Origin of the sequence: Thiofilum flexile DSM 14609, from assembly GCF_000380185.1 — a bacterium.
Classification (GTDB): domain Bacteria; phylum Pseudomonadota; class Gammaproteobacteria; order Thiotrichales; family Thiotrichaceae; genus Thiofilum; species Thiofilum flexile.
This window is the reverse complement of the sequence record NZ_KB904754.1, coordinates 47,028-68,092: the sequence shown is the minus strand read 5'-3', so window position 1 is coordinate 68,092 and position 21,065 is coordinate 47,028. Positions and strand designations below refer to the sequence as shown.

General features: G+C 43.5%; 21 protein-coding genes. 11 read left to right on the top strand and 10 right to left on the bottom strand.

Translation table 11 applies throughout. The annotated features are described in order from the left end of the window. Window positions 1-44 precede the first annotated feature (44 nt). Genes A3IK_RS18630 through lipB form a run of 4 tightly spaced genes read left to right on the top strand, consistent with a single transcriptional unit; the run spans window position 45 to window position 3,045 of the window. Window positions 45-899, top strand: coding sequence for an RlpA-like double-psi beta-barrel domain-containing protein (locus A3IK_RS18630; protein WP_020558967.1), 855 nt, complete (start codon window positions 45-47; stop codon window positions 897-899). A gap of 33 nt (window positions 900-932) precedes the next feature. Continuing rightward, entirely contained in the window at window positions 933-2,114 is a 1,182-nt protein-coding gene (locus A3IK_RS0105435) for a D-alanyl-D-alanine carboxypeptidase family protein (RefSeq protein ID WP_020558966.1), read from the top strand. Window positions 2,115-2,133: 19 nt separating this feature from the next. Next, window positions 2,134-2,400: a YbeD family protein gene (locus A3IK_RS0105430; protein ID WP_020558965.1), complete on the top strand. Its 267-nt coding sequence runs from the start codon at window positions 2,134-2,136 to the stop codon at window positions 2,398-2,400. Window positions 2,401-2,406: 6 nt separating this feature from the next. Further along, window positions 2,407-3,045, top strand: a complete 639-nt coding sequence (gene lipB / locus A3IK_RS0105425) for a lipoyl(octanoyl) transferase LipB (RefSeq protein WP_020558964.1) — start codon at window positions 2,407-2,409, stop codon at window positions 3,043-3,045. Here lipB and coq7 read toward each other — a convergent pair. The 5 genes from coq7 to A3IK_RS0105400 form a co-directional block, all read right to left on the bottom strand. Further along, a complete protein-coding gene (gene coq7 / locus A3IK_RS0105420; protein WP_020558963.1) occupies window positions 3,042-3,692 on the bottom strand; it encodes a 2-polyprenyl-3-methyl-6-methoxy-1,4-benzoquinone monooxygenase in 651 nt (216 codons plus the stop codon). The genes lipB and coq7 overlap by 4 nt on opposite strands. Further along, complete coding sequence (locus A3IK_RS0105415; protein ID WP_020558962.1) at window positions 3,693-4,352, bottom strand: thiol:disulfide interchange protein DsbA/DsbL; 660 nt, start codon at window positions 4,350-4,352, stop codon at window positions 3,693-3,695. A gap of 57 nt (window positions 4,353-4,409) precedes the next feature. Beyond that, window positions 4,410-5,777, bottom strand: coding sequence for a c-type cytochrome biogenesis protein CcsB (ccsB, locus tag A3IK_RS0105410; RefSeq protein ID WP_020558961.1), 1,368 nt, complete (start codon window positions 5,775-5,777; stop codon window positions 4,410-4,412). Between the two features lie 6 nt (window positions 5,778-5,783). Further along, complete coding sequence (locus tag A3IK_RS0105405) at window positions 5,784-7,763, bottom strand: cytochrome c biogenesis protein ResB (RefSeq protein WP_020558960.1); 1,980 nt, start codon at window positions 7,761-7,763, stop codon at window positions 5,784-5,786. A 94-nt stretch (window positions 7,764-7,857) separates the two neighbouring features. Next, window positions 7,858-8,469 (bottom strand): c-type cytochrome, encoded by a 612-nt coding sequence (locus A3IK_RS0105400; RefSeq protein ID WP_020558959.1) that lies wholly within the window; start codon window positions 8,467-8,469, stop codon window positions 7,858-7,860. A 246-nt stretch (window positions 8,470-8,715) separates the two neighbouring features. On the opposite strand from A3IK_RS0105400, the gene yihA reads away from it, so the two are divergent. Beyond that, a complete protein-coding gene (gene yihA, locus A3IK_RS0105395) occupies window positions 8,716-9,348 on the top strand; it encodes a ribosome biogenesis GTP-binding protein YihA/YsxC (RefSeq protein ID WP_020558958.1) in 633 nt (210 codons plus the stop codon). A 384-nt stretch (window positions 9,349-9,732) separates the two neighbouring features. On the opposite strand, the gene A3IK_RS18625 is transcribed toward yihA, so the two are convergent. From A3IK_RS18625 to rrtA, 5 genes are all read right to left on the bottom strand, one after another. After that, the gene (locus A3IK_RS18625) at window positions 9,733-10,821 is read right to left on the bottom strand and encodes a trypsin-like peptidase domain-containing protein (RefSeq protein WP_020558957.1); all 1,089 of its coding nucleotides are present in this window, start codon (window positions 10,819-10,821) and stop codon (window positions 9,733-9,735) included. Between the two features lie 153 nt (window positions 10,822-10,974). Then, on the bottom strand, window positions 10,975-11,874 hold the full coding sequence (locus tag A3IK_RS0105385) for a DnaJ C-terminal domain-containing protein (protein WP_020558956.1): 900 nt from the start codon (window positions 11,872-11,874) through the stop codon (window positions 10,975-10,977). 53 nt (window positions 11,875-11,927) lie between these two features. Beyond that, window positions 11,928-12,794, bottom strand: coding sequence for a YicC/YloC family endoribonuclease (locus A3IK_RS0105380; RefSeq protein ID WP_020558955.1), 867 nt, complete (start codon window positions 12,792-12,794; stop codon window positions 11,928-11,930). A gap of 35 nt (window positions 12,795-12,829) precedes the next feature. Then, window positions 12,830-13,477 (bottom strand): ComF family protein, encoded by a 648-nt coding sequence (locus A3IK_RS18620; protein WP_020558954.1) that lies wholly within the window; start codon window positions 13,475-13,477, stop codon window positions 12,830-12,832. A gap of 8 nt (window positions 13,478-13,485) precedes the next feature. After that, a complete protein-coding gene (gene rrtA / locus A3IK_RS0105370) occupies window positions 13,486-14,061 on the bottom strand; it encodes a rhombosortase (RefSeq protein ID WP_020558953.1) in 576 nt (191 codons plus the stop codon). A 143-nt stretch (window positions 14,062-14,204) separates the two neighbouring features. Here rrtA and gspG point away from each other — a divergent pair, with 143 nt between their 5' ends. The 6 genes from gspG (at window position 14,205) to A3IK_RS0105340 (ending at window position 20,937) form a co-directional block, all read left to right on the top strand. Further along, window positions 14,205-14,648: a type II secretion system major pseudopilin GspG gene (gene gspG / locus A3IK_RS0105365; protein WP_020558952.1), complete on the top strand. Its 444-nt coding sequence runs from the start codon at window positions 14,205-14,207 to the stop codon at window positions 14,646-14,648. Between the two features lie 17 nt (window positions 14,649-14,665). Further along, on the top strand, window positions 14,666-15,190 hold the full coding sequence (gene gspH, locus A3IK_RS20190) for a type II secretion system minor pseudopilin GspH (RefSeq protein ID WP_020558951.1): 525 nt from the start codon (window positions 14,666-14,668) through the stop codon (window positions 15,188-15,190). Further along, complete coding sequence (gene gspI / locus A3IK_RS18610) at window positions 15,183-15,572, top strand: type II secretion system minor pseudopilin GspI (RefSeq protein ID WP_020558950.1); 390 nt, start codon at window positions 15,183-15,185, stop codon at window positions 15,570-15,572. The genes gspH and gspI overlap by 8 nt, the downstream gene beginning before the upstream one ends. Then, window positions 15,569-16,177, top strand: a complete 609-nt coding sequence (gene gspJ / locus A3IK_RS0105350) for a type II secretion system minor pseudopilin GspJ (protein WP_020558949.1) — start codon at window positions 15,569-15,571, stop codon at window positions 16,175-16,177. Before gspI ends, gspJ begins: the two co-directional genes overlap by 4 nt. A gap of 108 nt (window positions 16,178-16,285) precedes the next feature. Next, complete coding sequence (locus A3IK_RS0105345) at window positions 16,286-17,443, top strand: efflux RND transporter periplasmic adaptor subunit (protein WP_245539460.1); 1,158 nt, start codon at window positions 16,286-16,288, stop codon at window positions 17,441-17,443. Window positions 17,444-17,475: 32 nt separating this feature from the next. Continuing rightward, window positions 17,476-20,937, top strand: coding sequence for an efflux RND transporter permease subunit (locus tag A3IK_RS0105340; protein WP_020558947.1), 3,462 nt, complete (start codon window positions 17,476-17,478; stop codon window positions 20,935-20,937). Window positions 20,938-21,065 lie beyond the last annotated feature (128 nt).

Genomic DNA, 21,065 nt, shown 5'->3' with positions numbered 1-21,065 from the left:
CTTAATGCTACTGACATCGTAGTATTATTCTGTATGGGGCAAATATGATTACTACTATAACAAAATATGCTTCACGCTGTTTAATCGGGTGCGGGGTATTGTATCTTAGTGCTTGTTCGGTATTTGAGGGAGAAAGCTTAGAGGGTAAAGTAGTAGAGTCTATTCCTATTTTGAATCCTACCCATAAAGCGAGTGCTCAATGCGGTAATCCAGCCGCTTATGAGAAAAATGGGCGAGTTTTTAAGGTGTTAGCCTCTAGCTCAGATTATCGTGCGCGGGGATGGGCTACGGTATATAACGCACAGCAAGCAGGTAAGATGACGGCAGGCTGTGAGACTTATGAGCCGCAAGCCTATTCGGCAGCACATCGCACCTTACCTATTCCTAGTGATGTGAGGATTACTCGCCTTGATACCGGGCGTTCAGTGGTGGTTAGGGTCAATGATCGAGTACCGAGTGATGCTAGGGCTTTGATTCAAATCTCTAAAGCAGCGGCTAATACTTTAGGCTTAGGGGAGGGAGGAGCAGCGGCCGTATTGGTGGAAGGTTTAGAAAAGCCTACCACGCAAGATCCGCAAACCTTATATGTACCTCCAACAGCCGGTTTGACCAATACCAATAAATCCGTGTCTCCTGAGGTCAAAGCTCAGGCACATGGTAAAGTTTTTTATGTTATTGTGGGCAGCTATCCTACTCAAGCAGAGGCAGTGGATACCTATGTGCGTTTAGCTGCTGCTGGTTTACGTAAATCAGAAATGGCAACCGCACAAGTACAAGGGCGTGAAGTGCATCAAGTCCGCATTGGGCCACTTTATACTCAGGGCGAAATTGATAACGTTAAAAATACGTTAGAAGGTAATGGATTAGCAAAATTCCGAGTGGTTGGCATTGATGGTTAATGATGTCAGATTGAGCAGGGAGTCAATATCAGTATGATTAAAACGATAATACAAATCGGTTTATTAGTCGTTTCATTAGGGCTAGGTAATTATGCAGTAGCTGTTGAGAAAGTGGTGCCAGTTGTACCACCGGATCAAGTACAAGCCTTGGCTACAGGTGTACCAGAGATTGCAGCCAATAGCTTTTTATTAGTGGATTATGAAAGTGGATCAGAATTAGCGGCCTATAATGCTAGTTTGCGGGTAGACCCTGCAAGTATTACTAAGCTGATGACCGCCTATGTACTCTACCGTGAGCTAGCTAAGGGCACGGTTAAATTAGATGATCAAGTTTTGGTGAACCAATCGGCGTGGGAAATGGATGGCTCGCGCATGTTTATTGAGGTGGGCAAAAAGGTTGAGTTAGAAAAACTCATGCGTGGCCTCATTATTCAGTCTGGCAATGATGCTGCTAAGGCCATTGCGGATCACATAGCCGGCAGTGAAGGAGCTTATGTTGAGCGCATGAATCAAGTTGCCGCTGAGTTGGGTATGAAAGATACGCATTATTCTAATGTCACTGGTTGGCCTGCGGAGAATCATTATACCACTGCTCGTGACATCACTATCTTAGCTAAGGCCATTATTACCGAGTTTCCTGAACGCTATAAGCTTTATTCAGAAAAAGAGTTTACCTATAATAAAATCCGCCAATACAATCGCAATAAACTCTTATTCCGTGACCCCACCGTCGATGGAATGAAAACTGGCTTTACCGATAAAGCAGGTTATTGCCTAGTAGCCTCGGCTAAACGTGGGGATATGCGTTTAATTTCCATCATGTTAGGTACGGCGAGTGAAGAAGCGCGGGCTGAAAATAGCCAAAAATTGCTTGAATATGGTTTTCGTACCTTTGAAACCCACAAACGCTATAACGCCAATGCAGTATTGCATGAGGCACGTATTTGGAAAGGTGAGACTGAAACAGTACCCGCTGGCTCCATGGAAGATGTATATGTCAGTGTCCAAAAGGGTAACTATAATAATGTGAAAGGTACTGTACAGGTTAATCAGGATGTCTATGCCCCTGTCAAACGGGGTGATGTGGTAGGGCAGATTATTTTTTCTGATCAAGGAAAAATTATTCAGCAATTACCATTAGTTGCTCTCGCTGATGTCCCAGAAGGGGGATTATGGAGACAAATGGTTGATTCGGTAAAATCTTGGTTTAATTAAGTCTAACTAGGAAGGGATAATGTCAAACCGGCCTGAAATAGAATACCCCTACGATATGCAAATTAAAGTAGTAGGGTATGGATCGCCCACATTCGAGTCGCAAGTCGAGGAAGTCGCGGCTCGGCATGGGAGTACAATTAAACCCGATAGCGATTTACGTCAGCATCAAAGTCGCACCGGAAAATATCGTAGCTTGTCGTTTGTATTTCATGCTCAAAGCCGTGAACATCTTGATGCGCTCTATCGAGATTTAGAGAGCTGTGATCAGGTCTTGTGGTTGCTGTAAATAGTCATGAAATCGCTAGTCATACGTTCCTATCTTGATCAGCTCAGTGCTTATCAACCCCTGTGGGAGGCTATGCAGACCTTTACCCGTGAGCGCAATGCCGATACGCCGGATGAGATTTGGCTGGTCAATCACCAAGCGGTATTTACCTTAGGGCGTAATGGCAAAGCAGAGCATATACTCGATGCAGGAACGATTCCGGTAGTTCCCATTGATCGGGGTGGGCAAGTCACCTATCACGGCCCTGGTCAATTGGTGATGTATCTTATGCTGGATCTCAAGCGTTTAGAGCTAGGTATCCGTGATCTGGTCATTCTGATTGAGAACTCCATTATTCATCTGTTAGCTACGGCTGGGATAGTCGCTCAGGGTGATAGGGAGGCTCCGGGGGTTTATGTGCAAGGACGTAAAATCGCCGCATTAGGGTTACGAGTATCACGGGGTTGTACTTATCACGGCTTAAGCTTAAATGTGAATATGGATCTAAGCCCTTTTAAGCGCATTAATCCCTGCGGATATGCAGGGCTTGAAGTCACACAATGTAGTGATTTAGGGCTGGATTTAACCCTTGAGCAAGCCGCTCAAGGGTTAATAAAGTATTTAAGTCAGGTGCTTAAATACACCGAAATATCAGGGCGTATTTAAAGATGATAGGTCGTTTTGGTCATGACCTTGGATAAAAATGGCATTAATAGCTTACGCATAGGCCAAGGTAGTTTAGCGCCACCTGCTTGCATAGCTGCTTGACCGTGTTTATCTTCATCCGCTTTCATTTGCTGTAATACCGCTAAATCGGGTAAATCATTAGCCGGAAGGCGGGTGAGGTGCTCGTTGATGTGATTAATCACTTGATCTTCGGTTTCTTTGACAAAACCTAGGCTTAAACGATCACCCATTTTTCCGGTGATAGCTCCAATAGAAAAAGAACCCCAGTACCAAAACGGCCCTATTAAACTAGGGCGCGTTTTTAATACTTGTAAGCGCTGATTACACCATTGCAGATGGTCACTTTCCTCTAGAGCGGCATGATGTAAATGCTGTTTCAGGGTAGGGTTAGCAACAAAGGCTTGCCCACGGTATAAACCTTGAGCAGAAACCTCACCCGCATGATTAATACGCATCAAGCGCCCTGCTAAATCACGTTCAGTCTCTGTCATATTAGGTTTTTCAGCTAGACCTTGCGCAGGATAAGGACGATTCGTGGTAGCCAAATGACCATGAACCGTGCGTAGTGCATGATCAACTTCACTTAATACAGTATCTAATAGATTGAGCTGACGTGTTTTAGCCATTTATTTACTTTCTTTCTTGGTTAAATAATTGAGGGTTGCAATCACATTCTCCCCGCCTACCATACCAGGGCCAGTCATATATTTGCCGTTGACAATTAAGTTAGGTACAGAATCCGCACCGGATTTGGCACTATAGTCAGTGGCAAAACGCATTAAACTATCGAGTTCCATGGATTTTAATACACCATCAATTTGCTCATTGGTATAGCCTAATGATACGAAGAAACGTTTCAATGCTTCATCATTATCAATGCGACGGTTTTGTTTTTGCAGCGCGTCGAAGATTTTACCGTGAACGCCTTTAGTGCCTTGTGGGTCTAGTAGTTGGCCTACATAGTATAATTTTGCATGAAAAGTCCAGCGTGGGCTGAGTGTTGCGGGCACGCGGACAAATTCTACATTAGCCGGTTTCTGTGCTAAGTATTTATTAATGATAGGCTCTAAGTGGTAGCAATGAGGGCAGCCATACCAAAATAATTCAACAACCTCGACTTTATCTTGAGCCACTCGTGTAGGTAGTGGGGTGCTTAAAGTCGTGTAATGAGTGCCGTTTACATAAGTGAGATTGTTGTCGGCTTGAGTCGATTCTGAAAAGCACCCGGTCAGTGTGACCAGTGCAATGGCGGTGGCTGTCAGAATGCGGCTTAAAAAACGTTTCATGCGTCTGCTCCGTTACTTGTTTTAATAAAAGATTCTACTGAGACTGGTTAAGTCGTCTCAAAGTTCACCATAGGAGTGTAACCCAGAGAGGAACATATTAACGCCTAAAAAGGCAAACAACGTGACAAATAAACCAACAACAGCCCACCAAGCCATCGGTGTACCATGTGCTCCCTTACTAAAACGGAAGTGTAACCAAGCCGCATAATTTAACCATACAATCAGCGCCCACGTTTCTTTAGGATCCCAAGACCAATAGCCGCCCCACGCTTCAGCCGCCCACATTGCCCCTAAAATAGTGGCAACTGTAAAGAAAGCAAACCCCAAAGCAATCGCTTTATAGGTAATATCTTCTAGTAAATCTAGTGAGGGAAAATTCTTTTGGGTACTAGGCAATAGAAGTAAATAGCCTAAAGCAGCCAGCAGTGCTGTGGTGACTAAGGCAATCATACCAGCATGTGTTGCCGCCGATAGTATGAAGGTGAAAGATGGGTTTGCAACCGCTTCTTTACCAAATAAATCTCTCAGTAAAATCCAAAGAAATAAACCGGCAAAGATAAAGCTAGGCACTAAAATAGCCACTAAGCGTGAAGGGTTATTATAATAATATTTAACTAGGTAGGCGGTACTAGTCATAGCAGCCAAAGCAAATGCACCATAACCAATGAAATTAGCGGGGACATGAATTTTCATCCAATAGCTTTTTAGGGCTGGGACTAAGGGGCGAATTTGATCAGCCTCACGTGTGAAGGCATACCACAGTAAAAAGGCGACCGCAGCACTAATCACTAACAACACAAAGCCACCCATAGTTCGAGTGCGATAGCGTCCCTCGTAATACATATAGAGCAATCCGGTGATCACACAGAATAAAATAAATACTTCATAGAGATTACTAACCGGAATGTGTCCAAATTCGGGATCAACTAGATAAGATTCATACCAGCGCACCATTAAGCCTACGAATCCCATTACTAGCGCAGTCCATGTGATCGCACTGGCTGTTTTGAGGGTAAACTCATGATGCGTAAACAAGCCGCCAAAATAAAATAAAGTGGCAAGCACAAATAAAGCGCTCATCCACATAACGGCAGATTGACTAGAAAATAAGTATTTTAAGCCGAATACGGTTTCACCATTCGCATAAACGCCACTATATAAACTAATACCGAGTAAACTGAGAATAGTGACCGCAACACTATAGGGCTGAAAGGCTCGCCAAGACCAGCCTAGTGCAATCATGGAAGGTATGGCTAAAATAAGAAAGGCTTGCTCATAAATATCCATAGCATGAGCGTATTTAACGAATGCAAATAACCCACCTGCAACGACCAACGCTGCCCACACCCAATCAGTAGGTTTAATGCGTTGGAAAAAAGAAGGTTTGTTTAATAGCTCATTAAGAGCTTCACTTGGAACAGACATAATGCTTTAACTCCTGACGGACATTGATTCAAATGCTTGTCTTAGGGTTTTCATAAACTTTTCAAATTCGGACACCTGACGATTGGTCGTGCCTGCTAAAATCATTTCAACTGTATTAGGTGTCTCTTGCGGCTTTAGCCAAATCCAGATACGGCGCTGTGCCACATAAAACATAAGAAATACGCCGAGCACTAACATCAGGCAGCCTAAATACACCACATTTTGCCCCGGAGAGCGGGTCATTTGTAAACCGGAGGCTTGGATTTGTTTAAAACCAGTGAGTTGTACATACCAAGGTGAGCCGTATAAGGGTAAATTAGCCATAGCACTTAAGCTGTCATCATAAAATAGCCAATCTTTTTCGGTGGGATTAGTAATACCTTTGTTTTTTAAGGTTTCTAGATAGACGGCTCTTAAAGCAACATTGAGTACTTTGGCAAAAGCTTCATTGACGGCGGCACGTTGTGGCTCAGGAAAGCGCTGATTGATATCCGCACTAATACCTTCAAATCCTCGTGTAGCAAAGACTTGGGTTAGGCGTATCATTGATTCGATAACTTGCTGCTCTATATCGGCATTTTTTAAGTTAACTTCCTGCATCGACTGTTGTGTGGTCGAGCTAGCGGCGCGGCGCACTAGTTCTGGGTTTTGCAGGTTATGCAAAAATTGCATAAAGCCTTGTACAGTACCTTTTTCATCAATAGGGATATGTAAATATTTTAGAGCTTCACCCGGTTTAGTACGAATACCACTAACAATATAGTTTCTATTATCAATCATAATAGGTGACATATAGTTTAAATACTCTATAGCTTCACCCGCTGCATTACGCACTTTAAAGGTTACGCTTGGCCCTACATTACGTTGATGAACAATGCCTTTGTCATCGGTAATAGGTAAAATATTAAATAGCCTAAAATCAGTTAATTCTAGTTTATATTGAGCGCTAGTGCCGGTAATTTTATAATCTTTGAAAACATTGCCTTTTAAATCCGGTACTTTATAGTTAGGATTAAAGGGATTAAATTTCAAATCAACCTCTGAACCACCATCACCAAAATCTGCTTGATAAATGGCAATACCTTTATGAATAAGAGGATGATTAACTGAAATGGTTTTACTAATGGGTTGTGCTAAATCAGAGTCATAAATTACTAAATCAGATTCAAAAGATTTAGGCATGCCAGTAGAATAATGTTCGACACGAAAATCTTTTAATTCAACTTTAAAAGGGAGTGGCTGAACTAAATAACTATCCCGAATAGGTAAGAAAATAACATCAGTTTTTTGCCCCTCGGCAATATTCACATTACCTCTAAAGGATAAATTATTGGGACTCAAAAAACTTTCTTTAGCAATTTCACTGACCGGTACGGGGCGTGTTTCAGGCTTAATAGTGCCTTGCCACTCGGCAAGCATAATGGGTAGGCGGCTGTCTAATAGGCCACCTAAACAAATCACAATCATCCCGATATGGGTCAGCCAGTAGCCCCAGTAATGACTACTGCCTTTTTTAGCGGCAATGACAATATTGTCCTCATTTTGTTGCAACTTAAAGCGGTAGCCTTGATTCTTAAGGATAGTTTCAGCCGTTTTTTGTACTTCGCCACTCGATTGAGTGAGGTGCAAAGCGGTACTGTGCTTCATGAGGCGTAAGGATTTTTCTTGGATATGCTCACGAAAATGCTTCAGTTCCCGCACAATACCGGGCGTATTACGCACAATACAGGTCGCAGTGGAGATGACTAAAAAGGCTAAAATAGTTAAAAACCAAACCGAGGAGTAGATATCGTACAAGCCTAAGATACGAAAAATATCGAACCAGAAAGCGCCAAACTTAATGACATAGGATGGGTAGGGTTGGTTTTGTTGTAGTACCGTGCCAATGATGGAGGCAAGGGCAATGACCACGAGTAGGGTAATGGCTAGGTTCATGGAACCTAGAAATTGCATTACTTGGGTACTATAGGGTTTGCGTTGAGTCATACAGTTTCAGATTGGCTTACAGATAAGGGACAATAAAAAGGGCGAGCCTAAGCTCACCCTAGTCTTATATCAGATTATTAAGTCGAGCTTAAATTTACTTCTGTAATCCAGCAATATATTCGGATACCGCATCGATTTCCGCATCACTCATTTTCGAGGCGATATTACGCATCATTTTGCCAGCGTCAGTAGCACGACCACCATTGCGGAACATATTCAGTTGCAACTTAGTATAGGTGGCATGTTGCCCTTGTAGTGAGGGGAACTTAGCGGCTGGATTACCAGCACCAGTAGGGCCATGGCAAGCTGCACAGGCTGCAACGCCTGTTGCGATATTACCACCCCGATAGATTTTTTCGCCTAACTCTACCTTAGTCATATCGGCTGCACCGGGCTTGGCTTCTTGGCTAGAGAAGTAGGCAGCTAAATCCTGCATATCTTGGTCACTTAAAATGGCCGCTTGCGGAGACATAAGGGCGTTTTCACGTGCTTTGTCTTTGAAGTCATGCAAGGCCTTCGTAATATAAGTCTCATGCTGACCCGCTAGTTTTGGCCATTCGGGATTCACACTATTACCATCCGCCGCATGGCAGGCAGCACAAACAGCGGCTTTGGTTTTACCGGCTGCAGCGTCACCTGCAGACCAAGCAACAGTAGAGGCGCCAATGGTGAGACTGGCAAGCGCAATCAAAAGTGCTTTTTTCATTTATAAAGTGCTCCTAAAATCGATAAGCTCTGAAGTCTATGAACAAATAAAACCTTGACCCTGTTGATTACCTAGTAGAGTGGACAAACAAACACAGTCTAAAATACGGGTGTTATGGCGAGACTTGCGATTAGTCAAGCCAGTAAAAAATCTGTACTATAGCGCTACTATGCGCTCGTGTTAAAACGTCAAAATTGTATAACATATTCAAACTTAATGCCTCAAAAAATATTAGAGAATGCTAACATGAATCACTACTTTCAACAGGCACGTTTTACTCAAAGTGCGACAACCCCTAAAACTTTACCTCCAGAGGCGGGGTTTGAAGTAGCCTTTGCCGGGCGCTCTAATTCAGGGAAATCGAGTTCTATTAATCGAATTTGTTCACAACGCTCTTTAGCGCGTACTAGTAAAACCCCTGGGCGCACTCAATTAATTAATTTTTTTGCTCTACCTCAAGGAGAATATTTGGTCGATTTGCCGGGTTATGGTTATGCAAAAGTACCAGAGGCAATTAAATTAGAATGGCAACGCTTTATCAATGATTATTTAACCAAACGCAAAACATTAAAAGGGTTAATCATTGTTATGGATATTCGTCATCCTTTAACCGAGCACGATAGTATGTTATTACAATGGGCGGCTGCGCGGAATTTACCGGTACATATATTACTAAATAAAGCCGATAAATTAAAAAGGGGAGCGATAATGAATGAGCTATTAGCAGTACGTAAAAAACTGCAAGAATTCAATGGAAACATTACCGTGCAGACTTTTTCAGCTCAGGATGGCTTAGGTTTGGATGTAGTGTGGGCTAAATTAGAGGAATGGTTAGAGCGTAGCCAGAACACAAACGATTCAGCAACTATTCACAATTAGCAAGTTAGTATCCCTTAAAAGGAACCCCGGCCAAACAGGGGGTCTAAAAGCCGGGGTCGAATTAACAGATTTGGATTGGGGAAACCAAATCTGTCCCTATAGCGAAATCACGACAGCGCTGGGCTTAAGCGCTTTCATCCATCGTCATTCCTGATGCTACAGGTTCATAGGGGATTCAGTAATCCCTATACCTTCATACTTATATCATTTTTTACGCTATTGTCAATAACACTTTGTTGTGACTGAATTTTACCCGCTCATTCTGGCCTATTACCCAAATATAATAATTTTCAATAGTTAGCGGTAAACTGACCCATCTTTTGACTAGGGGTATAGACTAGGGGCAGTTTCTAGCCCCTTTAGCTTATGAGGTAGTAGGTGCAGCTAGTTGCTAGCTGGTTTAGTGAGTACAGCATTGGTCATAAAATATTCGCCTTTGCGTACAAAAGTCAGTGAAATTTCGGTTCCAACACGCATAGCACCAATAAAGTTTTTAACTTCACTAGCACTCAGCATATCCTGATTATCAATTCTGACAATAATATCGCCTGCCTCTAAGCCCGCTTGCTCAGCAGGGGAGTTAGGAAAAACTTGCGTAATTAATGCACCCACCCCGTTATCAATACCGGCTTGCTCCGTCAGGGCAGCACTAGGATTACTCACCTCAATCCCAATTTCACCCCGCTCTACTGTACCGTAGCGAATAATTTGATCAATCACTCCCATCGCAGTATTAATAGGAATCGCAAATCCAATCCCAATATTGCCCCCACTTTGCCCCCCTAAAATGGCCGTATTGATACCCACTAATTCGCCATTTAGATTGACCAAGGCACCCCCGGAGTTACCTAAATTAATCGAGGCATCGGTTTGAATAAAATTTTCATACTCACCAATGCCCGGATTACGATGCAGAGCGCTCACAATGCCAGACGAGACCGATTGACCAATACCATAGGGGTTGCCAATAGCGACCACAAAGTCACCCACCCGCATCCGCGTGGAGTCACCAAAAGGAATCGATACTAAATCAGAGGATTTGATTTTTAAAATTGCCAAATCCGCGCGTTCGTCTGTCCCAACAATCGAAGCCTCAAAACGTCGCCCATCATTGAGAGTGACTTGAATACTTTCAGCATCTTGAATGACATGATAATTGGTTAGGATATGGCCTAAGCGACTATGCACAATGACACCAGAGCCGGTGCCGTCAATGGGTTTAGTCGAGCTTTTGTCGGCAGGATTATTGAGAAAGCGCTGAAAAAAAGGATCCTTTAATACGGAAGCATCCGCTTTAGAGCGACCCTTAGTAGCGATATTCACAACCGCTGGTGTCACCCGCTCTAGCATAGGTGCTAAAGAGGGGACTTTTTGATTGCCCACATAACTAGGTATAACACCTGCGCTAACAGTGTTGATCGAAGCCAAAAAAATACCTGTTAAAATTGTTGTTTTAAGTCTATGCGACCACATGGATTGTTACCTAAGTAAAGCGAAGAATAAATTTGAATTATGCCTAGCTGAGCCGCTTTAGTAGTGTTGATGTAAGCGGTAAAACAGATTCCCATGAATGCTAAAACTAGCACTGTTTTAACTAAACAACAAATGCAAATGTTAGGAGGTCATTTAGAAGTTAGTCCTAGGCGTCCACTCAAAGTGTTGCGCCATTTGCAGATAGAAATCACGCTCTTGCTTATTGTGTACGGGGGGCGTTTCAATTTGAATCGTAACAATTAAATCACCAATAGCTTCAACGGAAGGCATGCCCTGACCTTTTAAGCGTAATTTTTGCCCACTATTAGTATTGCTAGGAACGGAGAGCTGTAATGGCCCACCTAAACCGGGAATCGTGATTTTAGAGCCTAAAGCCGCCTCCCAAGGGGCAATAGGTAAGGTAAGATGTAGATCTTGTGCTTGTAATGTGAATAAGGGATGTTCAACTAACTGAATCTTTAAATGTAAGTCACTATTTTGTAAGCCTTTACCGGGCAAGCGGATTTTTTTGCCGTCCTCGATGCCCTGTGGAATTTTGACCTGAACATTTTCACCTGTAGGCAGTTTAATGGTCTTTGTTGCCCCTAAATAGACATCTTCTAGTGTAAGGCGTACGGAGGCCACTTGAGCCATATTTTTAGCTGCTTTACGCAAGGTATGCTTTAGAGGCGGTCTATCAGTCGTGCCAAATAATTTATCCAGCAAATTACCTAAGCGGCCTTTAGGTACAGGTGTGTTGTTAGGAGGGGAGGCAGTTGACTTGGCCTGAGCTTGTGCTGAGGCAGCCGTGTAAGAGAACTTTTCCGACTCTGCCTGCCAAGTTTGATAAAGGCGGTTGAATTTTTCACGTTTAAGTGGATTACTGAGTACCTCATAAGCCTCATTAACCGCTTTAAATAATTCCTCAGCATTGGCCTCGCGACTCACATCGGGATGATATTTACGCGCAGCCCTACGGTAAGCAATCTTAATTGTCTCATTATCAGCATTTGCCGTGATCCCTAGTAGGGCATAATAATCTTTATTGTCCATTGCCACTTATCTATCACTTACCGTTTTATAATGTACTGAATTCAGCCAAGCTATTATTCTATATTTTGTACCTGCTCGCGCAACTGTTCGATTAATACTTTTAAATCAACTGTCGCTTGCGTCGTTTCGGTATCATTCGATTTAGCACTCAGCGTATTGGCTTCACGATTTAATTCTTGCATGAGAAAATCTAAGCGACGACCTATAGGTTCTTTACGCTCAAGTACCTCATTAATTTCATCTAGATGCGCCATAATGCGATCAAGCTCTTCCTCCACATCAAGGCGCTGTGCTAATAGAACTAGCTCTTGTTCTAAGCGATTATTATCAGGATGAATATTGAGTTCTTCTAGGCGTTGTAAAATCTTATCACGAAGCTGTTGGATAATAATCGGGCGACGTTTGCGAATCCGTACTGAAATCTCCGCAATTTGATCACAACGGGCATAGATAAACTCTGCCAAACGCTGTCCCTCACGACTACGAGTGCTGACTAAATCATTTAAGGCTTCTAATACTAAAGCGCGTACCTGCTGATGTAGGTGTTCTAAATTAGGGCGTGCTTCTTGCGTGACGCCGGGCCAACGTAAAATATCAACCGCTTTTAGCGCTTCGGTATTACCCGCAATGGCCTCAATCTGACGACAAGCAACAATCAGTGACTTTGCCAGCTCTTCATTCACCTGAATAGCGTTTTCTGTATTAAACAAAGGGGTAAAGCGTAAAGTTAGCTCAATTTTACCACGCTTAACTCGGCTCAGAATAAAGTCACGCAAGGTATTTTCTTGGTTGCGAAACTCCTCAGGCAGACGTAGGGAAATATCGAGGTAACGGTGATTAACCGAGCGTATTTCTAGGCTGAGCATCCCTTGATCGGTGGTGCTTTCTCGATAGGCAAACGCTGTCATACTACGAATCATAATGTCGATCTCTCAAATCAGTGAGGCTAGTAGCCCTACAGTAAAGGACGGGCACAAGCATAAAAATCTACCCGCTCCACCCCATGAGTCTGTAGCAGTTGCTTAAGTGTACCTAAGGTCGCTCCGGTAGTGAGGACATCATCAAATAAAGCCACATGTCGATAAGGTATAGGTTGTAACAAAGCAAAGGCCTGTTGAACATTGTGCATACGCTCGGCGGCTGGCAAGCTTGATTGTGCTTTGGTGGCTTTAATGCGTTGAATAAATGCTGTACTGACTGGACAGTCTAGCGCATTTGCTAGGGGTTTGGCTAACTCTAGTGCCTGATTAAAACCGCGTTTTCGTAGTCGCTGCTGATGCAACGGGACGGGGATAATAATATCGGGTTTATCTTGAATCTGTGGGGTTAAGCGCAGTGCTATGAGTTGCGCTAATAACTGAGTATCCGCTAGTGAGTGGGCAAATTTAATTTTTAGGATCAGCTCTCGAATGGGAGCCGTATAATAAAACGCATAAAGCACGGTAAAGTCAGGATCAAGCGTAAAGGCCGGAGGAGTGGGGAGAGCTGCCCAACAAGCTGAGCAAATTAGTTGATTTAACGGGCGTTGTGCTTGACATAGCGGACAGGGGCTGTGCCATAAAGTGCTGCACTGCTGTTTTAGTGTCATAGCCCATGAGTACATTTTTACTACTAAGCCTGAGTGTGGATAGCGGGGATACGTCTATACAAATACCATGTGCTCAGTGGGCTAAGTGCCAGTCCATATAGATGGGCTTGATACACCACAGGGACAGCAATGAGTTGTTGGCTAAGGTTATCAGGATGAGTAGCGTCCCAAAGCGTTTTGCCGATGAGGGTAAGACCGAGGATGCTGCCTATTAAATACTCGCGGGTATAGAGTAAATAGCCTACCCAAGCCCCAAATAGGCTATAAAGAATACCTGAAAACCCCACATACCAGTGTAACTGAGGCAAGGTGAACCAAAATAACAAGCTAATGATGAGGGCTAAGAGCAAACTCAGACTAAGAATACGGTGCTGGGGGAGAGTAGCAGGTTGCAGGAGTCGCCAGAGCCAGAACCCCACTAAATTGAGTGACAAATGTGCGGCATTGCTGTGAGTAAAATGCCCACTCACTAGACGCCATAACTCGCCTTGCGCTAGTTTAGTGCGCTCATAGTACAGCCACTCAGGTGACCATTGAGCCACTACTAACACTAAACTTAAGACTAATATTGACCCGTAGGTCTTAAAAATAAAGGGCACAATGCTAAAACCTTAAGAAAGGATAATTAGTCTATAGAGGGTGACAGAGCATGGCCTAATCTAGGCTTTACTGACACGATTTTAACCACCCACACTTTAAATTAAAATTACTGATAATAGCAGGATCAAATAGGATAAGGATTATGAGGCAACAACGTCGTTATAGCCGTAAAACCCAAGGCTTTTCATTAATGGAGCTATTAATTGTCATTACTATCATAGGCGTGCTGCTAGCAGTAGCTATTCCTAATATGACAGGGGCTTCCGATGAGGGGAAACGTGTCGCAGCGGCGAGTGCGATCAAAAATTTAGAAACCACCCTAACGCTCTATCAAGCCCAAAATTCAGCGCTACCCTCAACTGAGCAAGGCTTAAAAGCACTGGTGACTAAACCTTCTGGTGAGCCGATTCCACGTAATTGGCAGGGGCCTTATATTAAAGGGGCCAAAGATATTCCGGTTGATCCTTGGGGGCGTGAATATCGTTATGCGAGTCCGGGCGCTAAAAGTGGCGGTGACTATGATGTGTTTAGCCTCGGTAAAGATGGCAAAGAAAGTGATGATGATATTGGCAATTGGCAGCGCTAAGGAGCGTATTTAATACTATGCCGGCTCGATACACTGGTTTTTCACTCTTAGAAATGTTGTTAGTACTCATTATCTTAGGTGTACTTTACGGCATTGCCAGTGTATCCCTAAGCTCCGTTAAAACGAACCCGATAGACCAAGCCTCTAATGAGTTTAGTGCTGTATTACGCTTAGCGCAGAATGAGGCGGTGGTGAGTTCAAGAGTATTAGGACTGCTGATTGATCAAAAGGGCTATCAATTTTTTGAACAAACCGCGCCTAAGCAATGGCAACTGGTCACTTTAGCCAAACAACAACGTTATGAATTTGACCCAAGTCTAAAAGAGCAGCTTTATTTAGAACAAGTCCCTGTCATTTTACCCGACTATGTTGAACCTACTGAGTTAGAGAAATTATTTAACAATACCGACGAATCACCGCGTCAACCGCAGATTGTGTTTTTGCCCACGGGGGAAATGACACCTTTTGGGTTTGCTTGGTTAAATGCTAAAGATGAGTTAAAGCAAGAGTGGGATAGCCTAGGGCGGGTGAGGCATGAGTAATTGGCCTAAATCAGGTGTGGCGGCACAAGCTGGCTTTAGTCTCATTGAGGTCTTAGTGGCTTTGCTTATTTTGGGATTAGTATTGGGAGCCACGAGTCAATTAGTCGGTAGTGCTTTAAATACCGTGAGTGTATTAGAGAGCAATACGCTGGGCAGTTGGGTGGCTTTAAATCAAATCAGCCGCGCTCAACTTGATCAAGCCTCTGAAGGTGAGACCCAAGGCGAAACCCTTATGGCAGGGCGTACTTGGTATTGGCGGCAAACTATTAAGCCGACACCGGAGGCAGAACTGCTTGAAATTGTGGTGGAAGTAAGCACCCAAGCGGATAATTTTGATAAGCGTGTCGCACTAGAACATGGTTTTAGGCTAACTAAGTTATGACTACCGTACCTGCTGTTCGATCTGCTCAAAAGGGTTTTACTTTAATTGAGGTGCTGATTGCCTTGAGCATTTTCGCGCTCATTTCAGTGATGTCCTATCAAGCGCTAAACACGTTAATCTTTACCGAGCAGCAGTCACGCCATGCACTCACGGCCTTAACAGAAGTACAACAGGCTTTTATGATGTGGGAGCGGGATGTACGCCAAGCGGCTCCTCGTGCGATTACCAATGACTTTAATTCGACTCAGCCTAGTATTAGTCAGGGGGAGGGGATGTTATTGGAGTTTAGCGCCAATAATTATTATGACTGGAGTAGACAGCGCGGGCATACCCTACAACGTATTCGTTATCGTTTTAGTGAGGGAAAACTATTACGCGATGTCTGGATATACCCCGATTATGCCCAGCATACCGAGCCGCAAACCTTAGTATTACTAGACCAGCTCATTAATGCCTCTGTAGAGGTGATAAAATCTGATGCAAATCAAAGCGAGACAAGCACCGAAAATGCAGATATATTAGCAAACTCTAATGCTTTCTCGTTAATTATTGAACATAAACAGTTCGGAACCCTTACCCGAACCGTATTGCCCTATCCCCTTTGATGGCTAGTCAAAGGGTTACTATTCAGTTCAACATTAAGCGTAGATTGGGGTTACAGGCCGAGTTATTTTGCTGCTGAGGTCTGTTGTTAGCTTTGAGGACGTAATTAAATGAAACGAATGAAGATCATGGTGGGGTGGGGTTTGCTAGTAGGTAGCCTGTTAAGTGCCTCCCTAGTAAAGGCAGCCACTATCGTGCCGGTTGAAGTAGTCAATAATCTATCCACCTCCATATTAGGCAGTACCGTTATCCCTTATAAAGAAGTCACCTTATCCGCGCAAACGGCGGGAGTCGTCAAGTTTATTGCTGGTGAGGTAGGCACGGCTTTTCCTAAAGAGGTCGCCTTGGTGCAAATTGATGAGTCGCAATTATTGGCAAAACGTAATGCGGTATTAGCTCAAATTCAAAATGCTCAAGCAGCCCTACGCTCCTCAGAAGTTCAATATAATCGTGAGCTGATTTCACCCCGTAGTAAGGATGTAGGAGCTATGCCCGGCTTTGGTTTGCCTGCGATCATGGATCAAATGTTTACTAAACCCATGGCAGATACTGTGCTAGGAGGATATAACTCGGAGGCCGTGCGTTATTCCGATTTAATGACCAGCGCTAATCATGTCTCACAGGCGAATGGTATGGTGCAACAAGCCCTCTCGCAGCTCCAAGAGGTTGATGCAGCTTTACGTAATACCCAAGCCATTGCTCCTTTTGAGGGGATTATTCTGCAAAAATTAGTAGAGGTCGGTGATGCGGTACAACCCGGACAGCCTTTATTACGCATTGGGTTTATGAAATATATGCGTCTTCTAGCAGATGTCCCTGCGGGTATGATTAATCAGCTTCAAGAAGGCATGGAAATCGATGTGCGTATTGATGGGGTTAGTGACATGACTAAAGCTAAAGTGACACAAATTTACCCTTTAGCCGATCCAGAGCGTCATACCATCACTGTTAAATTAGATCTACCCACTCAGATTCAAACCAAACCCGGCGTCTATGCAGAACTATTGCTACCCGCAAATCCTAATAGTGTGGCTAAAACCTTATTAATTCCTGAAACAGCGATTTTGCGGGGCAGGAGTTTGCCCAGTGTTTTAGTGGTGGCGAATAATAAATCTGAATTGCGCTTAGTGCGTACGGGTAGTGTCTATGGTTCTAAGATTGAAATTGTTTCTGGCTTAAAACCTAATGAGCAAGTTATTGATAATCCTCCTCCTAAAGTAGGTTCGGGGTGGATGCCGAGTGCTGAAACAGCTACTCAGCCTAATTAATCCACGTTATTAATGGCTAGTTAGAGGGGATTATGAACGCATTATCGACAGCAGAGACCGAAAAGTCTCATTCATTAGGCGTGGCGGGTTGGATGGCACGGGCATTTATTACTTCGCCGCTATCACTTTTATTATTATTGTCCTTTTTTGTCATTGGTATTTTAGGGTTACTGATTACGCCACGCCAAGAAGATCCGCAAATCTCGGTGCCTATGGTGGACGTATTTGTGCAATACCCCGGCGCTTCTGTCAAAGAGGTCGAGGGGTTAGTCGCGCGACCTTTAGAGGGGATTTTGTCGGAAATGACCGGGGTAGAGCATGTGTACTCTATCTCTAGTTATGGTCAAGCCATGGTCACCGTACAGTTTGAAGTGGGGCAGGATCTAGAAGCTTCATTGGTCAAGCTTTATGACAAGCTTTCTTCTAATCGTGACCGTATACCTTTAGGGGCACATGATCCCTTGGTTAAACCTAAAGGGGTGGATGATGTCCCTGTGGTGACTATTACCTTATGGTCTAATGAGGTGGATGATGCGCAATTGCGTTTAATTGGCCTAGATGTCACCCAAAAACTGCGTGAGGTGAATAATACCAGCCAAAGCTTTATGGTGTCTGGGCGGCGTGAGTCGGTACAGGTTGAAATATTGCCCGAGCGTTTAGCTACTTTTGGCGTCACCTTAGATCAGGTAGCGCGTATTATTCAAGCGGCAAATTCGGAATATCAAGTCGGTCGGGTTGAATCGACTAATCGTGTTTATCAAGTGTATAGCGGTGCCTTCTTAAACTCAGCCGATGAGATTAAGCGCTTAATGGTAGCGGTGATTAATGGGCGTCCGGTGTATGTGCAAGACATTGCCGAGGTCAAACAAGGGCCGGGGGATGCGAGCAGCATGGTGGGATATTACACCGGCGCGGCTTACCCTGATAGCACGGTGAAAGCGGATGATGCGGCAGCGGTGACGATTGCCATTGCTAAAAAAAATCGTACCAATGGGGTGGATGTTTCACAAGCGGTATTAAAGCGTTTAGAAACTTTAAAAGGGCAAATTATTCCCGATAATGTCAATGTAGCCATTACCCGCGATTATGGTGATACGGCTCGCGTTAAAGTGAATGATTTAATTAAAAAGCTATTTATTGCCACAGGTATTGTCACCCTTTTAGTTTGCCTAGCCTTAGGTGTTAGGGCGGGCACGGTGGTGTTATTAGTGATTCCATCGGTGATTACTACCACCGTTTTTGCAACCTGGGCTTTAGGCATGACCATTGATCGAGTCAGTCTATTTGCGCTGATTTTCTCGATTGGTATTTTGGTTGATGATGCCATTGTAGTGGTAGAGAACATTTATCGGCGTTGGCTATTAGCCGGTAATCAAGACTTAGATATTGCCGTTGATGCAGTGCGCGAAGTGGGTAATCCTACTATTTTAGCCACGGCGACGGTTATAGCGGCTTTATTACCGATGGGGTTTGTGAGTGGCATGATGGGGCCTTATATGCAGCCGATTCCCATATTGGGATCGATTGCGATGATTATTTCTTTATTTGCCGCCTTTGCCTTTACCCCTTGGTTAACCAACTTACTCAAACCGAGTTTAGCAAAATTACATCACGATGCTGAAAAAGAACATAAACTGGCACAGTATATGGAGCATTTTTTCAGAGCATTATTAACGCCTTTAGTTGAGCGTAAATCATTAGGATACTTAGTGTTATTTAGTATTATTGGGGTATTCTTTGCTGCCATACTGTTAATGTATCCATTGAAAGCTGTTTCAGTAAAAATGCTGCCCTTAGATAATAAGCCAGAGTTTAATGTAGTAGTAAATCTACCGGAGGGGACTGCTTTACCCGTTACCGCTAATTTAGTTCATGAGTTAGCCGTTAAAATACAGCCCATTGCAGAAATTACCGCATTACAGAGTTATATAGGCACGGCATCACCTTTTAATTTTAATGGACTAGTGCGGCATTATTATTTACGTCAACAGCCTTGGCAGGCAGATATTCAAGTCCAATTAGTCGATAAATCTCAGCGTAAAAGAACTAGCCATCAGATTGCTTTAGAGGTACGTGATTTACTCACGCCCTTAGTAAAGGCTGCACAGGGTAGTATTGAGGTGGTTGAAATGCCACCAGGGCCTCCGGTATTGCAAACGGTAGTTGCCGAGGTTTATGGGCCGGATGATGAGGTACGCCGCCAAGTAGCTAAAGATCTCACTGGGTTTTTTGAGCAAGCAGAAAATCTGACTGATATTCGTAATCTCATGGAGACTGATTATAATGTGGTACGTTTTGAAGTAGATGAGAGTAAAGTACAACGTGCTAGTATTACCGTACAGGAAATTAATCAGACCTTAGAAATGGTGCTGGGTAATTTTATTGTAGGCGATATTAAAAATGTGCGCTCCATTGTCGAACCCACTGCCATTATTTTACAGATTCCTTTAAATGTGCGCTCGCAAATGATGCGTTTAGCACAGCTACCGCTACGTAATGCACAAGGTAAATTAGTGCCCTTACATGAATTAGGTGCATTTAAACAAGTTCAGCAAGATAAACCTATTTTTCATAAAGATTTACGCCCCGTAGAGTTTGTAACTGCCGAGGGAACAGGACGCTTAGCGGCTCCGGTCTATGGTCAAAAGCAAGTCGAGCAATTAGTAAAGGATGCTAATTATACTGCACCCGACGGCACCGTATTAGCCGATGAGTTTTATTGGTTACGTGAACCTAGCAATGTTGATAGTAAAACCGCTGTTGTCTGGGGCGGGGAGTGGACAGTAACATTTGAAACTTTCCGTGATATGGGTATGGCTTTTGGTGCGGCTTTGATTTTGATTTATATGTTAATTGTTGCACAGTTTGGTAATTTTATTTTACCTGCCATTATTATGGCACCCATTCCTTTAACTTTAGTAGGTATTATTCCGGGGCATTGGATGATGGGAGCTGAATTTACGGCAACCTCTATGATTGGTTTTATTGCCCTAGCGGGTATTATTGTGCGTAACTCTATTCTATTAGTCGATTTTGCGCGTGATGCGGTGAATAATGGTAGTACGGTGATGGATGCGGTAATTCATTCTTGTGAAGTACGTACGCGGCCTATTTTAATTACTGCTTTAGCTTTATTAGGGGGATCTAGTGTTATTATTTCTGATCCTATTTTTCAGGGTATGGCAGTATCGCTGATTTTTGGTGGTGCGGTTTCTACCTTATTAACTTTGATTATTATTCCTTTAGGCTGTATTAGTGCGGGTCGCTCATTAGGCAGTGGTGAGGCTAAACCTAATCCTGAGAGTGTTAATCAATCTATGCAATCAAAGGGTAAATTAGGCTCGATGCTAAAGAGTATTTTTTCTTACACTGGACTATATTTATGGTTACTGATAATCAGTATTGGGGTGGGTATTCTGGATTTACTAAGGGCATTGCAGCGTTTAATTAAAGCTAAGCTTCGTGATAAGTCACTGAGAAAAATAGCAAAGTAATAAAGCTAAGAGTAGTTGTGCGCTGAAGGGTTACTATCCAAATACTAAAGGATACTGTTACAGTGAGGCCACACGGCGGTCATTGCTGACAAGAATCCCCATCAGTGTAGTACTGCACAGCCTAGAGA

Coding starts and splice junctions, on each gene's coding strand:
- A3IK_RS0105340 (WP_020558947.1), top strand. CDS start 17,476: ATGAACGCATTATCGACAGCAGAGACCGAAAAGTCTCATTCATTAGGC.
- A3IK_RS0105385 (WP_020558956.1), bottom strand. CDS start 11,874: ATGGACAATAAAGATTATTATGCCCTACTAGGGATCACGGCAAATGCT.
- A3IK_RS0105400 (WP_020558959.1), bottom strand. CDS start 8,469: ATGAAAAAAGCACTTTTGATTGCGCTTGCCAGTCTCACCATTGGCGCC.
- ccsB (WP_020558961.1), bottom strand. CDS start 5,777: ATGTCTGTTCCAAGTGAAGCTCTTAATGAGCTATTAAACAAACCTTCT.
- coq7 (WP_020558963.1), bottom strand. CDS start 3,692: ATGGCTAAAACACGTCAGCTCAATCTATTAGATACTGTATTAAGTGAA.
- gspH (WP_020558951.1), top strand. CDS start 14,666: ATGCCGGCTCGATACACTGGTTTTTCACTCTTAGAAATGTTGTTAGTA.
- yihA (WP_020558958.1), top strand. CDS start 8,716: ATGAATCACTACTTTCAACAGGCACGTTTTACTCAAAGTGCGACAACC.
- gspJ (WP_020558949.1), top strand. CDS start 15,569: ATGACTACCGTACCTGCTGTTCGATCTGCTCAAAAGGGTTTTACTTTA.
- A3IK_RS0105415 (WP_020558962.1), bottom strand. CDS start 4,352: ATGAAACGTTTTTTAAGCCGCATTCTGACAGCCACCGCCATTGCACTG.
- A3IK_RS0105345 (WP_245539460.1), top strand. CDS start 16,286: ATGAAACGAATGAAGATCATGGTGGGGTGGGGTTTGCTAGTAGGTAGC.
- A3IK_RS0105380 (WP_020558955.1), bottom strand. CDS start 12,794: ATGATTCGTAGTATGACAGCGTTTGCCTATCGAGAAAGCACCACCGAT.
- A3IK_RS18620 (WP_020558954.1), bottom strand. CDS start 13,477: ATGTACTCATGGGCTATGACACTAAAACAGCAGTGCAGCACTTTATGG.
- A3IK_RS0105405 (WP_020558960.1), bottom strand. CDS start 7,763: ATGACTCAACGCAAACCCTATAGTACCCAAGTAATGCAATTTCTAGGT.
- A3IK_RS0105435 (WP_020558966.1), top strand. CDS start 933: ATGATTAAAACGATAATACAAATCGGTTTATTAGTCGTTTCATTAGGG.
- gspI (WP_020558950.1), top strand. CDS start 15,183: ATGAGTAATTGGCCTAAATCAGGTGTGGCGGCACAAGCTGGCTTTAGT.
- A3IK_RS0105430 (WP_020558965.1), top strand. CDS start 2,134: ATGTCAAACCGGCCTGAAATAGAATACCCCTACGATATGCAAATTAAA.
- A3IK_RS18625 (WP_020558957.1), bottom strand. CDS start 10,821: ATGTGGTCGCATAGACTTAAAACAACAATTTTAACAGGTATTTTTTTG.
- gspG (WP_020558952.1), top strand. CDS start 14,205: ATGAGGCAACAACGTCGTTATAGCCGTAAAACCCAAGGCTTTTCATTA.
- lipB (WP_020558964.1), top strand. CDS start 2,407: ATGAAATCGCTAGTCATACGTTCCTATCTTGATCAGCTCAGTGCTTAT.
- A3IK_RS18630 (WP_020558967.1), top strand. CDS start 45: ATGATTACTACTATAACAAAATATGCTTCACGCTGTTTAATCGGGTGC.